Raw genomic sequence first — 14,953 nt, 5'->3', positions numbered from 1 at the left:
AAGCCCTTCGGCCTGCGCGTCCTTCCATCCCGCTGATAGCGTCATCAGCTCACAACAGACAAAGGAGAGCGCCCTGCTTCCGGAGCCGGGCCCAGTACAATATGGCTTTTACAACTGAGAGCGATCTTGCGGCGAACGACCGGCCGGTGAAGATCAGCATCAGGAATGTTTTCAAGGTTTTCGGCGAACGGCCGGAAAAGGCGCTCGAGCTTCTAGAGGCCGGCAGGTCCAAGGCCGAGATTCATGCGGCGACCGGCTGCACCATCGGCGTCAACAACGCGACCTTCGACATCCGCGCCGGCGAGATCTTCGTCATCATGGGGCTTTCGGGCTCCGGCAAATCCACCATGCTGCGCCTCATCAACCGGCTGATCGAGCCCACATCCGGGTCGATCGAGATCGAAGGCCGCGATGTCGCCCGCATGCCGCGCGGCGAACTGATCGCACTCCGCCGCCGCGACATCAGCATGGTCTTCCAGTCCTTCGCGCTCCTGCCCAACCGCACCGTCATCGACAATGCCGCCTTCGGGCTGGAAGTTGCCGGCGTCGGCGAGGCCGAGCGCAAACAGCGCGCCCGCGCCGCGCTGCACGCCGTCGGCCTCGACGGTTACGACGACAGCCGCCCCGACCAGCTTTCCGGCGGCATGAAACAGCGCGTCGGCCTTGCCCGCGCGCTCGCCGCAGAGCCCACCGTGCTCCTGATGGACGAGGCCTTTTCCGCGCTCGACCCGCTTATCCGCACGGAAATGCAGGACGAGCTGGTGCGCCTCCAGGCCGAGCACAGCCGCACCATCGTCTTCGTCAGCCACGACCTCGACGAGGCCATGCGCATCGGCGACCGCATCTGCATCATGCAGAACGGCGAGGTGGTGCAGGTCGGCACGCCGGACGAGATCGTGCTGAAGCCGGCCAACGACTACGTGCGCTCCTTCTTCCGCAATGTCGACGTCTCGCAGGTCTTCCGCGCCGGCGACGTCGCCCGCAAGACGCAGGTGACGATCATCGAGCGCCAGGGCGTCTCCGCCGCCGCGGCGCTGGAGCGCATGGAGCACTACGACCGGGACGTCGCCATCATCCTCGGCCGCGACAAGACCTATCACGGCATGGTCAGCCGCAATTCGCTGATCGAGACTGCCCGCGACGGCGCGAGCGACCCCTATCGCCGCGCCTTCCTGCCGGATATCGAGCCGATCCCGGCGTCCGAGAGCATCTCCAACGTCCTCGGCAAGGTCGCCGCCAGCGCCTTCCCCGTGCCGGTCGTCGACGAGGCGAACCGCTATCTCGGCTCCATCAGCAAATCCGCGCTTCTCGAAACGCTCGATCGCACCGCCTGATCCAGCCCCTTCGGAGATAATCCCATGACTTTCGATATCGGTGACGGCGTCGACAGCGCCGTCAACTACATCCTCGACAATTTCGCCCCGCTGCTCGACCTCATCGCCGCCGCCATCGGCGCGGTGACCAACAGCATCCAGACGACGCTCATGGCGACGCCCATGCTCATCGGCCTTGCCGTCTTCGTGCTGCTGTCGCTCTGGCGCGTCGGCTTCGGCTTTGCCGTCTTCACCGCCCTTTCGCTCTGGCTGGTCGACCATATGGGCCTGTGGTCCGCCATGATGGAGACGCTGTCGCTGGTCCTCGCCTCGACGCTCGTCGCCATGCTGATCGGCCTGCCGCTCGGCATCGCCATGGCGCGCAGCGACCGGACCGCCGCCGTCGTGCGCCCCGTGCTCGACCTCATGCAGACCATGCCGGCCTTCGTCTATCTCATTCCGGCGGCGATGTTCTTCGGCCTCGGCGCCGTGCCCGGCACCATCGCAACTGTCATCTTCTCGATGCCGCCGGTCGTGCGCCTCACCAATCTAGGCATCCGCCAGGTGCATGTGGAATTCATCGAGGCCGGCAACGCCTTCGGCTGCACCGCCGCGCAGCTGCTCTTCAAGGTGCAGCTTCCCAATGCCCTGCCCTCCATCATGGCCGGCATCAACCAGACGATCATGCTGTCGCTTTCCATGGTGGTGATCGCCTCGATGATCGGCGCGGGCGGCATCGGCAACACGGTGCTGACGGGCATCCAGCGCCTCGATGTCGGCACCGGCTTCGAGGGCGGCATCGCCGTCGTCATTCTCGCGGTGATCCTCGACCGGATCACCCAAAGCCTCGGAAAGGAACGCGCCGGCCTCTGGCGCGCCCTCTTCCGTCGTCAGGCGCCGCAACCGGTGGGCACCACCGCGACCGCCTGAAGATGGCGGCGTCATGCGCCGCCGAATGCGAACCTTCAAAAAAGGAGCAACCATGTTCAAGACACTCGCAACCATGAGCCTTGCGGCCGGTATCGCCGTCGCCACATTCGGCACCGCGCTGGCCGCGGACAAGGCGCCGGTCAAGATCGGCTGGGCCGCCTGGTCCGACGCCGAATTCGTGACCAAGCTCGCCGCCAAGCTCATCAAGGACGAGCTCGGCCAGGAGGTCGAACTCGTGCAGACCGACGTCGCCCCGCTCTACCAGGGCGTCGCGCGCGGCGACCTCGATGCCATGATGATGGCCTGGCTGCCGGAAACCCATGCCGACTACTTCGCCAGGGTGAAGGACAAGGTGACGACGCTCGGCACCGTCTATGACGGGGCGAAGCTCGGCTGGGTCGTGCCGAAATACATCCCCGAGGACGCCATCGCCTCCATCGAGGACCTGAAGAAGGACGACGTGAAGGACAAGCTCAAGGGCCGCGTCGAGGGCATCGATCCGGGCGCGGGTCTCACGCGCCTCTCCGAACAGGCCGTCAAGGATTACGGGCTCGACGGCTACAAGCTGCAGATCTCCAGCGAGGCCGGCATGCTGACGACGGTCGACCGGGCGTTCCGCAAGGAGGAGTGGTTCGTCGCCACCTCCTGGAGCCCGCACTGGATGTTCGGCAAATACGAGCTGCGCTATATCGACGATCCGAAGGGCGCGCTCGGCAAGGCCGAGCATGTCGATATCCTCGCCCGCAAGGATTTCCAGAAGGACAATCCCGAGGTCGCGGCCTTCCTCTCGCGCATGAAGCTGCCGATCGGCGATCTGGAAGCCGCAATGTTCGACGCGCAGGAAACCTCCTATGAGAAGGCTGTCGACAAGTACATCGCCGGCCATCCCGATCAGATCAAGGCGTGGCTCGCCAAGGAAGACGGCTAAGTCCTCTCTCCGCCTGCCAAGCATGACGGAAGGCCCCGGAGCTATCGTTCCGGGGCCTTCCTGCTCTTTGAGCGGCCGTCTTGCGAAGGAACATTGTTCCCTGCTGCCGGTTCTACCGGAGGAATTTGCAAGAGCCGGCGGAGTGCAGCGTGAAGTGGTTGAGAGACAATAGCCTGACCGTCGTCCTGGCCGTGGCCACCGTGGCGACATTGGTGGGCATGCTGTTCACCGGGCTCTCCGTCTATAACGAGGAACTGGCGCAGCATCAGCGGCCAGCGGTCGGGATTGCCGCCTATCTCATCAGCGGGCATTTTCTGTCCGCCGTCTTCGAGAACTGGGAAAGCGAATTCCTGCAGATGTCGGCCTATGTCGTGCTGACCGCCTTTCTCTTCCAGCGCGGCTCGGCGGAATCGCGCGATCCGGACGGGAAGACGGAGCCGCAGGACGAGGAGCCCGCATGCCACCACGGCGACCGGAACGCGCCGCTGCCTGTCCGGCTCGGCGGCATTGTGCGCACGCTCTACTCCTATTCGCTCGGCATCGCCCTCTTCGGGCTCTTCCTGTTCAGCTTCGTCCTGCACATGCGATACAGCGCCGCCGCGCAGGCGGCCGAGGCGGCGCTGCACGGGCGGCCGGCGCCCGGCCTTCTCCAGCATCTCGGCAGCGCGCAGTTCTGGTTCGAATCCTTCCAGAACTGGCAGTCCGAGTTCCTGTCGACCGCCGCCATCGTCATCCTGTCGATCTTCCTGCGCTATCGCGGGTCGCCGGAATCGAAGCCCGTCGCCGCCCCGCATTCGCAGACGGGCGACTAGCCCTCGGAGGCTCCATTGACCGCCTGGGATGCAGCCCGTTTCTGCCGCGCCAACTGGCGGCACCTCTGCGTCGACATGCAGCGCATGTTCGCCGAGGATACGCCGTGGCACGTCCCATGGATGGAGAGGGTGAAGGATGCGGTCGTCGAAGTCTCCGGGCGGCACAGCGAGCGAACGATCTTCACCCGCTTCATGCCGCCGGAGACGGCCGAAGACGCATGCGGCGCCTGGCGCGACTATTACAGGAAATGGCCGATGATGACGCGGAGTGCCCTTCCCCCGGAGCTTCTCGACATCCTGCCCGAGCTCCGGCGCTTCACCCCGCCGGCAAGGCAGTTCGACAAACAGGGCTATTCGCCCTGGCTGGACGGCCGCCTGCACGCGGCGCTGCGCAGGGACAGCGTGACGGCGCTTGCGATTTCCGGCGGCGAAACCGATGTCTGCGTGCTGGCGACGGTGCTGGGCGCCATCGATCTCGGATACCGCACCGTCCTTCTGGAAGACGCGATCTGCGGCAGCGCGGATGAAACCCACGACGCCTCGCTGACCGTGCTGGGAGAGCGGTTTTCCGTACAGCTCGATCTGGTCCCCACGGCTGATTTCCTGGAAGGCTGCGCCCGATCCGCGCCGCTTTACTGAAACCCGCAGGTTTCCTTTCGGCACAGGGCATGGCAATGCTTCCACGCGAATGATCATTCAGCCTTCAGCGTGACGGAACATCTCATGTCCCTACCCCGGAAAATCGGTTTCATCGGAACAGGCGCCATCACCGACGCGATGGTGCGCGGGCTTCTCGCCGACCCCGCCGCCGTGCCTCATGTCATGGTCTCGTTCCGCAGCGCGGATGTCTCGGCAAGGCTCGCCGCCGATTTCGCCGAGGTTCTGGTTTCGGACGACAATCAGGCTATCGTCGACGGCTGCGATACGGTCGTTCTGGCGATCCGCCCGCAGATTGCCGAAGAGGTCGTCCGACCCCTACGCTTCCGCGACGGGCAGAAGGTAATCAGCGTCGTCGCGGCGACCAGTAGGGAGACGCTCCTCGACTGGATCGACGCGGATGTCGACCTCACCCAGGCGGTTCCCCTGCCCTTCGTCTCCCGGCGCAAGGGCGTCACCGCCGTCTACCCGCCGGATGCGGGCGCGGCGGCCATCTTCAACGTGCTCGGCAATGCCGTCGAATGCGAGACGAAGGCGGAATACGATCTTCTCGCCGCGGCCAGTGCCCTGATGGCCACCTATTTCGGCATCATGCACCGCACGACGGAATGGCTCGCGGAAAAGGGCCTGCCGGAGGAAAAGGGCCGCGCCTATCTCGCGCCGCTCTTCGCCGGCCTCTCCGAAACCGCGCTTCATGGCGGCCGGCATGTCGATTTCATGGAGATGAGCCGCGAATACGCCACCAAGGGCGGTCTCAACGAGCAGGTCTTCCACGATTTCGACCACAAAGGCGGCACCAGCGCGCTCACGAAGGCGCTGGACCGGGTGCTCGAGCGGATCAGCCGCTAGATATTTCCAGCAAAAGTGCGAAGCGATTTTGCGTTCGGAAATACGGCAATGCTTAGGCGTTGTTCAGCTCCGCTCGATATCGCGCCGGAGCACGATGGAGGTGGTGAGGTCTTCGACGTTTTCCAAGGTCGAGACCTCGTTGCGCAGTTCGTTCAGCGCGTTGATCGATCCCACCTCGACTTCCACCACGAGGTCGAGCTGGCCGCTGACGGAGGAGACCTTGCGGACCGAGGCGAAGCCGGCAAGCCGGTCGAGCACGCCGATCGAGGGCGTGCGTTTGAGGGTAACGAGCAGGAAGGCCTGGATCTGCCCGTCGTCAAGCTGGCCGATATCGGCCCGGTAGCCGCGGATGATGCCGGCCTTTTCGAGCCGCGTCACCCGCTCCGTCGTCGCGCTGCGCGAAAGGCCGACCCGCCCGGCGAGCGTCTTCATGGGAATGCGGGCCTCGCGCGAAAGAATGCTGAGGATCGTCCGGTCTATGGCGTCCGTATCCTGCACCGCTCTCTCCCTGAAATGACACCGACAAGATGACGGTTATTATAAACAAAGTGCAGGCACAACCGGCATAATGCCGGATGCGGCGATCCGGCGTCCGTGCAAATCTCCACGGCGAAACGAGGATTGCCATGAACGACATGCTGACGACCACCCCGGACTTTTCCATCGAGGCCGCCGCCGCCCTCCTTCGCGAGCATTACGGCCTGACCGGCACGCTTTCGCCGCTCGCCAGCGAACGCGACCAGAATTTCAAGGTGGAAACGCCCGAAGGGATCTTCATCCTGAAGCTCGTCAACGCTGCCGAGCCGGAGGTCGAGAGCGATTTCCAGACGGCGCTGCTCGCCCATGTCGGTGCCCATGCCGGCGATTTGCCCGTACCGCATATCCGCCCGACGCTTGCCGGTGCCAGCCTTGCCCGCGTCACCAGCCCGGGCGGCGCCAGCCATCGCGTCCGCCTGGTCAGCTGGGTACATGGGCAGCCCCTTGCCGAGACGCAGCGCAGCGACGCCGCGCTCGTCTCCCTCGGCCGGATGCTCGGCCGCTTCGACGCCGCCCTGAAGGGCTTCATGCATCCCGGCGCGCTGCGCGACCTCGACTGGGATATCCGCAAGGCCGGCCGCTCGGCCGACCGGCTGCACCATGTCACGGCTTCCGAGGACCGCGCGCTGCTGGAACGGTTCCTCGCCCGCTTTTCCGCGATTGAGCCGCGCCTTGCGACCCTGCGCGCCGCCGTCATTCACAACGATGCCAATGACTGGAACGTGCTGGTCGATGCGGCCGATCCGGATCGCGTTTCGGGCCTCATCGATTTCGGCGATGCGCTCCATGCACCGCTGATCGCGGAAGTCGCCATCGCCGCCGCCTATGCCGGCCTCGACCATGCCGATCCGATTGGCGCGGCCGCCGCCATCGCCCGCGGCTTCCATGCCGAATATCCGCTTCTGGAGGAGGAGGTCGACCTTCTCTACGACCTCATCGCCATCCGCCTCGTCACCTCGGTCACGATCTCCGCATCGCGCCGCGCCCATACCGACGACAATCCGTATCTCGCGATCAGCGAACGGCCTGCCTGGACGCTGCTGCGCAAGCTCGACCGCATGAACCCGCGCTTCGCCACCGCGATCCTGCGCAAGGCCTGCGGCTTCGAGGCCGCGTCCGGCGCGCGCACCGTCATGGACTGGCTTGCCGCCAACCGCAAGACCCTGGCACCGCTGCTCGAACGCCCCGCGGCGACCTATCCGGCCGCGCTGGTACCCTATGGCGACCCGGCTCATCCGATGACGGTCAAGTCCGCCGCCGAGCAACCGGACGCGGCACAGGCCATCTGGGAAGCCTATTGCCGCGAAAACGGCATCGAGCTCGGCATCGGCCCGTGGGGCGAGGAGCGCACGGTCTATGCCGGGGAGATGTTCGTCTCGCGCTTCATCGAGGGAACGCGCCGCACGCATCATCTCGGCCTCGACCTCTTCATGGCGGCCGGCACGAAGGTCTTCACGCCGCTCGCCGCCACCGTCGTCAGCGTCGAGATCGAGAAGGATCCGCTCGGCTATGGCTGCCTGATCGCGCTGCGGCACGAACCCGAGGGCTGCCCGCCCTTCGTCTCCCTCTGGGGCCACCTCGCCCATGAGGCCATGAGCCGCCTCAAGGCCGGCGACCGGCTGGACGCCGGCGCACTGGTCGGCGAAATGGGCGCCCCTTCGGAAAACGGCGGCTGGGCGCCGCATCTCCACCTCCAGCTTTCCACCGACACGGACCTTTCGGCCACCGAGATCCTCGGCGTCGGCGAGCCGCGCTATCTCGACGTCTGGGCCGAACTCTTCCCCGACGCCCGTACCTTCGGCGGCATCGCGCGGGAATTCTACGAGCGGGAGGGCCGCTCGCATGAGGAGATCGTCAAGATGCGGCGCGAGCTGCTTCTGCCGAACCTCTCCATCTCCTACGAAAAGCCGATCAAGTTCGTGCGCGGCGAAGGCGTCTGGCTGATCGACGACGGCGGGCGGGCCTATCTCGACTGCTTCAACAATGTCTGCCACATCGGCCATGCCCATCCGGCCGTGGTGGAGGCGATGGCGAAGCAGGCCGGAACGCTCAACACCAATACCCGCTACCTGCACGACAACATCGTCGCCTATGCCGAGCGCCTGACGGGAACGCTGCCGAAGGAGTTGACGGTCGCCGGCTTCGTCAACAGCGGCTCGGAGGCCAACAGCCTCGCGCTGCGCATGATGCGCGCCCATACCGGCCGCGAGAACGCCATCACGCTCGACTGGTCCTATCACGGCACGACACAGGAGCTCATCGACATCAGCCCCTACAAGTTCCGCCGCAAGGGCGGCAAGGGACCGAAGCCGCATGTCCATATCGCGGCCGTCCCGGACAGCTATCGCGCGCCGGCGGACTGGCCGCCTGAGGAGCACGGCAAACGCTTTGCCGAAAGCGTCGCGGAGCTGATCGCCGCCATGCAGGCGAAGGGCGAAGGCCCCGGCTTCTTCATCGCCGAATCCATCCCGAGCGTCGCCGGCCAGGTCTTCCTGCCGGAAGGCTACCTGAAGGAGGTCTACCGGCTGGTGCGCGAGGCGGGCGGCGTCTGCATCGCGGACGAGGTCCAGGTCGGCTTCGGCCGCGTCGGCAGCCATTGGTGGGCCTTCGAGACGCAGGGCGTCGTTCCCGATATCGTGACCATGGGCAAGCCGATCGGTGACGGCCATCCGATGGCCGCCGTCGTGACGACCCGCGAGGTCACCGACAGCTTCAACAACGGCATGGAATATTTCAACACCTTCGGCGGCAACCCGGTCTCCTGCGCCATCGGGCTTGCCGTGCTCGACGTCATCGAAAGCCAGGATCTGCGCGGCAATGCGCTCGCGATGGGCAATTACCTGATGGACGCCTTCCGTGACATGCAGAAGCGCCACGAAGTGATCGGCGACGTGCGCGGCCTCGGCCTCTTCCTCGGCATCGAGCTGGTGACCGACCGCAAAAGCAAGGCACCCGCGACCGAATTCGCCCGCGCCGTCTCCAACGGCGCCCGCCGGCGCGGCGTGCTGATGGGCACGGAAGGCCCACACGACAACGTGCTGAAGATGCGCCCGCCGATGATCTTCTCGAAACGCGATGCGGACCACCTGATCGCCGTTCTCGAGGACACCTTCGCCGACGTCGCAAGGACGCTCGGCTAAGGCAAGCCACACCAAGGACCGAATAGCCTGAGCCGGGAAAGCCCTTTCCCGGCCGGGATGACGCATATCCAAACAACGGAGGAGGAACCCATGAAACTGAAAGTTCTGGCCATGGCCGCAGCGGCGCTTGCCGCCGGCACGGCCGCACATGCCGGCACGTTCGACATCATCAAGGAGCGGGGCGAGGTGCGCTGCGGCGTCAGCCAGGGCGTGCTCGGCTTCTCGGTGCCGGACAAGGACGGGAAATGGGGCGGCTTCGACGTCGACTTCTGCCGCGCCGTCGCCGCCGTGACGCTCGGCAATCCGGACAAGGTGGCCTATGTGCCGCTTTCCACCAAGGACCGCTTCACCGCGCTGCAATCGGGCGAGGTCGATCTTCTCTCGCGCCAGACGACGTGGACGCTCTCGCGCGACACCGATCTCGGCATGAGCTTCGTCGGCGTCGCCTACTATGACGGCCAGGCCTTCATGATCAACAAGGACCTCGGCGTGAAGAGCGTCAAGGAAATCTCGGGTGCCTCCGTCTGCACGGAAACCGGCACGACGACCGAGCAGAACATGGCCGACTATTTCAGCGCCAACAAGATCGAATACCAGGTCATCGCCTTCGAGAAGCCGGACCAGACCGTGCAGGCCTTCAATACGGGCCGCTGCGACGTCTACTCCACCGATGCCTCCGCGCTCTACGCCCAGCGCCTGACGCTCAACGACCCGGACCGTTTCGTGGTCCTGCCCGAGGTCATCTCCAAGGAGCCGCTCGGCCCGGCCGTACGCCAGGGCGACGACCAATGGTTCAAGATCGTGCGCTGGACGCTCTTCTCGCTGATAGAGGCGGAGGAGATGGGCATCACCCGGGAGAATGCCGCCTCGCTTCTCGAAAGCGGCACGGTCGCCCAGAAGCGCTTCCTCGGCATCGAGAGCGAAGCCGGCAAGACGCTCGGCCTCGATGCCAAATGGGCCTATAACGCCGTTGCCGCCGTCGGCAATTACGGCGAGATCTTCGAGCGCCATCTCGGCAAGGAGAGCCCGCTCAAGATCGATCGCGGTCTCAACCGCCTCTGGAGCGACGGCGGCCTGATGTACGCGCCGCCGGCCCGCTGACGGCCGAGAATCGGGAAAACCTTCGCCGTGGCTCGACGCTGCGGCGAAGCGCTTTTTGGCGGTGGGATGGCGCCTCCCGCCGCCATCCGGTTTATGTCTGGTGGCTCCATTTTCGACGATACACGCCTGAATGGAATTAGGTGGACAAGATTTCACAATCCGGAAGCCGCCATATTCCTAAACCAATAGACAAACTTATTATATGTAATAAATTGAAATTTATACGTATTATGCCTTTCCTAAAGGGTAACCTTCATCCAAAATTGTCACCACAATTATGCCTAGAGTCTGACGGCACATTCTGACCGGTTCAACATTTGCCCGGCAAGGCCGGCAAGGAGCACGGGTCATGGCGCGATGGGCAAAGGCGGTCGTTGCGGGCGTGCTGTGCATGGCGGCCGGCGTCTTTCTGGGGGCGAACTGGAGCAGCGGCTCGCTCTCGGGCGCCACGCATGCCGAGAACGCCGCCCCCGCCTCCGCTGTCCGTCGCAACATCGGCAAGCCCGCGGTCGTCGTCGCGGCCGCCGTCGCCCGGGATTTCCCCTTGAAGGTGCAAACCTTCGCCACCGTGCAGGCGCCGGCCACCACGGCGATCAGCGCCCGCGTCTCCAGCCAGATCACCGAAATCCATGTGAAGGACGGTCAGATCGTCAAGGCGGGCGACCTCCTCTTCCTGCTGGACGACCGTGCGCTGCAGGCGCAACTGGCGCGCGATCAGGCGACCCTCGCCAAGGACGAGGCGGGGCTTGCCAGCGCCATGGCCGAGCTCGACCGGGCAAAATCCCTCCTCGGCTCCAGCATCTCGCAACAGACGCTGGAAACTGCGCAGGCCGCCGCCAAGGCCGCGCAAGCGACCATCGGCGCCGACAGGGCGACGATCGATGCCGATAATGTCCAGATAAGCTATACCCGCATCACCGCGCCCTTCGACGGCAGGCTCGGCACGGTCGGCGTCAGCGTAGGCGACATGGTGGGCGGCACAGGCGCGACCACCAGCCTTGCGACCCTCACCGCCATCGACCCCGTGGAGGTCTCCTTCCGCCTGCCCGAGCGGGAGCTCCCCGCCATCAAGGCGGCGCTCGACGCCGGCCGGCCGCCGACGGTCACGGTGCTGCGCCCGGACAGCGGGGAGACGCTGGCCAAGGGGCCTCTCGATTTCATCGATTCCGCCGTCGACAACACGTCCGGCACCATCGCCATGCACGCGACCTTCGAAAACGGCAGCCAGGCCCTGTGGCCCGGCCAGTCGGTGACGGTCATCGTCGAGAAGAGCGTCCTTGCCGCGGCGATCACCGTGCCGGCCGTCGCCATCCAGCCCGGGCAGGATTCAGCCTTCGTCTTCGTGGTCAAGCCGGACGACACGATCGAGCGCCGGCCGGTGACGGTCGCCGCCTCCGACGACGTGTCCGCCGCCGTCGACAAGGGGCTTACCGCGGGGGAAAAGGTGGTCGTCGAGGGCCAGTTAAACCTGCGCCCCGGCCAGGCGGTCACGACGGCCGACGCGCCGTCGGCCGATTCATGAGGATGAACGGGCCATGTCGCTCTCGCAATTCTGCATCCGCCGCCCCGTCGCCACGCTGCTCCTGTCGATCGCCATGGTCGTCGCCGGCCTCTTCGCCTATGTGAACCTTCCCGTCGCGGCGCTGCCGCGCGCCGATTTCCCGGTCATCAACGTCTCGGCCTCGCTGCCCGGCGCCTCGGCCGAGACGATGGCGCAGTCGGTGGCCACGCCCCTCATCAAGCAGTTCTCGACCATCGCCGGCATCGACAGCATCTCCACCACCAACGCGCTCGGCAGCACCTCAATCGCCATCCAGTTCGAGCTGAACCGCGACATAGACGCCGCGGCCGCCGACGTGCAGGCGGCGATCACCCGCACCCAGCGCCAGCTTCCGCCGGAAATGACCAATCCGCCGAGCTACCGCAAGGTCAATCCCGCCGATGCGCCGATCCTGCTGCTGGCCCTCAGAAGCGACACCGTTCCGCTGACGCGCCTCGACGCCTTCGCCGAGGACGTCATCTCGCCGACGCTGTCGACGCTCGACGGCGTGGCGCAGGTCTCGGTTCTCGGCAGCCAGCAATATGCGGTGCGCATCCAGATCGACCCGTATGCGCTCGCCGCCCGCGGCATCTCGGTTCCCGCGCTTCAGCAGGCGATCACCGACGCCAACAGCGACACGCCCCTCGGCACGCTCCGGTCCGAGGGGCGGCAACTGACCATCGTCACGGACGGCGGTCTCGAGAATGCGGCCGCCTTCTCGAAGATCATCGTCAGCAACGGCGCGGGCGGCCCCGTGCGGCTTGGCGACGTGACAAAGGTGGTCGATTCCGTCGCCAATACGCAGGTGGCGAGCTGGTACGACGGTTCGCGCGCCATCATCCTCGCCGTGCAGCGCCAGCCGGATGCCAACACCGTCGCCGTGGTGGACCGCGTGCAGACCATGCTGGAGACCTTTCGCCAGCAATTGCCCGCCGGCGCGAGCCTGGAGACGCTGAACGACCGCTCCCGCTCCATCCGCGCGGCCGTCAGCGACGTGCAGTTCACGCTGATGCTGACGATCGGCCTCGTGGTGATGGTGATCTTCCTGTTCATCCGGCGCCTGCGGGCGACGCTGATCCCGGCCGTCGCCGTGCCCGTCTCCATCATCGCCACCTTCGCGGTGATGTATCTGCTCGGCCTTTCCATCGACAACATATCGCTGATGGCGCTCACCATTTCCGTCGGTCTCGTGGTCGACGACGCCATCGTGATGCTGGAGAATATCGTCCGGCACATGGAGGAAGAGGGCAAGGGCGCCTTCCAGGCGGCGCTCGACGGCGCGTCGGAGATCGGCTTCACCATCATCGCGATCTCCCTCTCCCTCGTCGCGGTCTTCCTGCCGATCCTCCTGATGGGCGGCGTCGTCGGCAAGATATTCAACGAATTCGCGGTGGTGGTCACGGTCGCGATCCTCGCCTCGGCCTTCGTCTCCCTGACCCTGACGCCCATGCTCGCCGCCCGCCTCCCCAAGGGGGCGATGCCCACCGAAGGCGTGCAGGAGCGCGGCATCGGCGGCTGGCTGGAGAAAGGCTTCGCCAAGGTCCTTTCCGGTTACGACCGGGGCCTTGCGTTTTGCCTGCGCTTCCGCTTCGCGGTCCTTCTCGTCTTCTTCGCCACGATCGCCGTCACAGTCTATCAGGTCTCGACGATCCCGAAGGGGTTCTTCCCGCAGGAGGATATCGGCCAGCTCCAGGTCACCACGCAGGCACGGCCCGACATTTCCTTCGACGCCATGTCCGCCCTGCAGGCCAAGGTCGAGGACGTCTTCCGCAAATCGCCCTATGTCGCCAATGTCGGAAGCTCGGTCGGCGCCTCCGGGCAATCCTCGCTGCTGAACTCCGGCCGGCTTTTCGTGGAACTCAAGCCGAAGACCGAGCGCCCCGCGCTTGCAACCGTGCTGCGGGACCTGCGCCGGCAGCTCTCCACCATCGCCGGCGTCCAGACCTTCATGTCGCCGGCCCAAAACCTCTCCATCGGCGCGCGCGGTTCGGCGAGCCAGTACCAGCTCGTGGTCCAGAGCCTCGACCAGGACAAGATGAACGAATGGTCGGGCAAGCTCGTCGACGCGATGCGCGCCGAGCCGGCCTTCTTCCTCGATGTCAATTCCGACCTGCAGAACAGTGCGCCGCAGGCACGCCTCGTTGTCGACAAGGACAAGGCGGCCGCGCTCGGCGTCGACACGGGCACCTTGCGCAGCGCGCTTTACGGCGGCTTCGGCTCCCAGCAGATCAGCACCATCTTCTCGGCATCCGACAGCTATGACGTGATCATGGAACTCGATCCCGCCATCCACTGGTCGCCGGAGCGGCTGGAGCAGATGGAGGTGCCGGCCGGCGGCGGCAAGCTCGTACCGATCGGCGCCTTCGCGCATATGGAGATGACGGCCGGTCTTCTCACCGTCAACCAGCTCGGCCAGCTTCCGGCCGTCACCCTTTCCTACAACCTGCCCGCCGGGGTGCCGCTCGACGCCAGCATGGCCGAGATCGCCCGCCTGAAGGCCGAAATCGGCCTGCCCGCCGATGTCTCCACGCAATATTACGGCACGGCAAAGACCTTCCAGGATTCCGTCGCCAACCAGGGGCTGCTGATCCTTGCAGCAGTCCTGACCATCTACATCGTGCTCGGCATCCTCTACGAGAGCTTCATCCATCCGCTGACCATCCTCTCGGGCCTGCCATCGGCCGTATCGGGCGCGCTCCTCGCCATCGGCGTCTCGGGCTTCGACCTCTCGGTCATCGCGGTGATCGGCCTCCTGATGCTCATCGGCATCGTCAAGAAGAACGCCATCATGATGATCGACGTCGCGCTGACGCTGCAGCGGCAGGGCCTTGCAGCGCGCGACGCCATCCACAAGGCCTGCCTGCTGCGTTTCCGCCCGATCATGATGACGACGCTGGCGGCGATCATGGGCACGCTGCCCATCGCGCTCGGCAGCGGCGCCAGTTCCGAGCTCCGCCAGCCCCTCGGCGTGGCCGTGGTCGGCGGCCTGATCGTCTCGCAGACCCTGACGCTCTTCGTGACGCCGGTGATCTACCTCTACATGGAGGGGCTCAAGGATGCGTTCCACAGGCTCATTAGCGGCTCGAGGAAGAGCGCACCCGCCGATGCGCTTTCCGTCAGGGTGTCGTCCGAGTCCTGAAGTGGCC

The 14,953-nt window shown here is 65.6% G+C and carries 11 protein-coding genes; 10 read left to right on the top strand and 1 reads right to left on the bottom strand.

The genetic code is table 11. The annotated features are described in order from the left end of the window. Window positions 1-101: 101 nt before the first annotated feature. The 6 genes from proV to DSD28_RS06790 all read left to right on the top strand — a co-directional run bounded on the left by proV (window position 102) and on the right by DSD28_RS06790 (window position 5,489). Window positions 102-1,334, top strand: coding sequence for a glycine betaine/L-proline ABC transporter ATP-binding protein ProV (gene proV, locus DSD28_RS06815; RefSeq protein WP_119255626.1), 1,233 nt, complete (start codon window positions 102-104; stop codon window positions 1,332-1,334). Between the two features lie 24 nt (window positions 1,335-1,358). Continuing rightward, complete coding sequence (locus DSD28_RS06810) at window positions 1,359-2,243, top strand: ABC transporter permease (RefSeq protein ID WP_119255625.1); 885 nt, start codon at window positions 1,359-1,361, stop codon at window positions 2,241-2,243. 52 nt (window positions 2,244-2,295) lie between these two features. Continuing rightward, window positions 2,296-3,171 (top strand): glycine betaine ABC transporter substrate-binding protein, encoded by an 876-nt coding sequence (locus tag DSD28_RS06805; protein ID WP_119255624.1) that lies wholly within the window; start codon window positions 2,296-2,298, stop codon window positions 3,169-3,171. Window positions 3,172-3,320: 149 nt separating this feature from the next. Further along, a complete protein-coding gene (locus DSD28_RS06800; protein ID WP_119255623.1) occupies window positions 3,321-3,983 on the top strand; it encodes a DUF6766 family protein in 663 nt (220 codons plus the stop codon). A gap of 75 nt (window positions 3,984-4,058) precedes the next feature. Next, window positions 4,059-4,622, top strand: coding sequence for a cysteine hydrolase family protein (locus tag DSD28_RS06795; RefSeq protein ID WP_119255935.1), 564 nt, complete (start codon window positions 4,059-4,061; stop codon window positions 4,620-4,622). An 84-nt stretch (window positions 4,623-4,706) separates the two neighbouring features. After that, window positions 4,707-5,489, top strand: a complete 783-nt coding sequence (locus DSD28_RS06790; RefSeq protein WP_119255622.1) for a pyrroline-5-carboxylate reductase — start codon at window positions 4,707-4,709, stop codon at window positions 5,487-5,489. Window positions 5,490-5,552: 63 nt separating this feature from the next. On the opposite strand, the gene DSD28_RS06785 is transcribed toward DSD28_RS06790, so the two are convergent. After that, complete coding sequence (locus DSD28_RS06785; RefSeq protein ID WP_119255621.1) at window positions 5,553-5,987, bottom strand: Lrp/AsnC family transcriptional regulator; 435 nt, start codon at window positions 5,985-5,987, stop codon at window positions 5,553-5,555. A gap of 128 nt (window positions 5,988-6,115) precedes the next feature. Here DSD28_RS06785 and DSD28_RS06780 point away from each other — a divergent pair, with 128 nt between their 5' ends. The 4 genes from DSD28_RS06780 to DSD28_RS06765 all read left to right on the top strand — a co-directional run bounded on the left by DSD28_RS06780 (window position 6,116) and on the right by DSD28_RS06765 (window position 14,946). Beyond that, entirely contained in the window at window positions 6,116-9,166 is a 3,051-nt protein-coding gene (locus DSD28_RS06780) for an aminotransferase class III-fold pyridoxal phosphate-dependent enzyme (RefSeq protein ID WP_119255620.1), read from the top strand. Between the two features lie 90 nt (window positions 9,167-9,256). Beyond that, window positions 9,257-10,267 carry an amino acid ABC transporter substrate-binding protein gene (locus tag DSD28_RS06775; protein ID WP_119255934.1) on the top strand — a complete coding sequence of 337 codons (1,011 nt, stop codon included), beginning with the start codon at window positions 9,257-9,259 and terminating at the stop codon, window positions 10,265-10,267. Between the two features lie 349 nt (window positions 10,268-10,616). Next, the gene (locus tag DSD28_RS06770) at window positions 10,617-11,789 is read left to right on the top strand and encodes an efflux RND transporter periplasmic adaptor subunit (protein WP_119255619.1); all 1,173 of its coding nucleotides are present in this window, start codon (window positions 10,617-10,619) and stop codon (window positions 11,787-11,789) included. Window positions 11,790-11,802: 13 nt separating this feature from the next. After that, window positions 11,803-14,946 carry an efflux RND transporter permease subunit gene (locus DSD28_RS06765; protein ID WP_119255618.1) on the top strand — a complete coding sequence of 1,048 codons (3,144 nt, stop codon included), beginning with the start codon at window positions 11,803-11,805 and terminating at the stop codon, window positions 14,944-14,946. Window positions 14,947-14,953: the final 7 nt, after the last annotated feature.

It is taken from the genome of Shinella zoogloeoides (genome assembly GCF_003574625.1).
Taxonomy (GTDB): domain Bacteria; phylum Pseudomonadota; class Alphaproteobacteria; order Rhizobiales; family Rhizobiaceae; genus Shinella; species Shinella zoogloeoides_A.
This window is presented reverse-complemented; position numbering and strand designations above follow the sequence as displayed.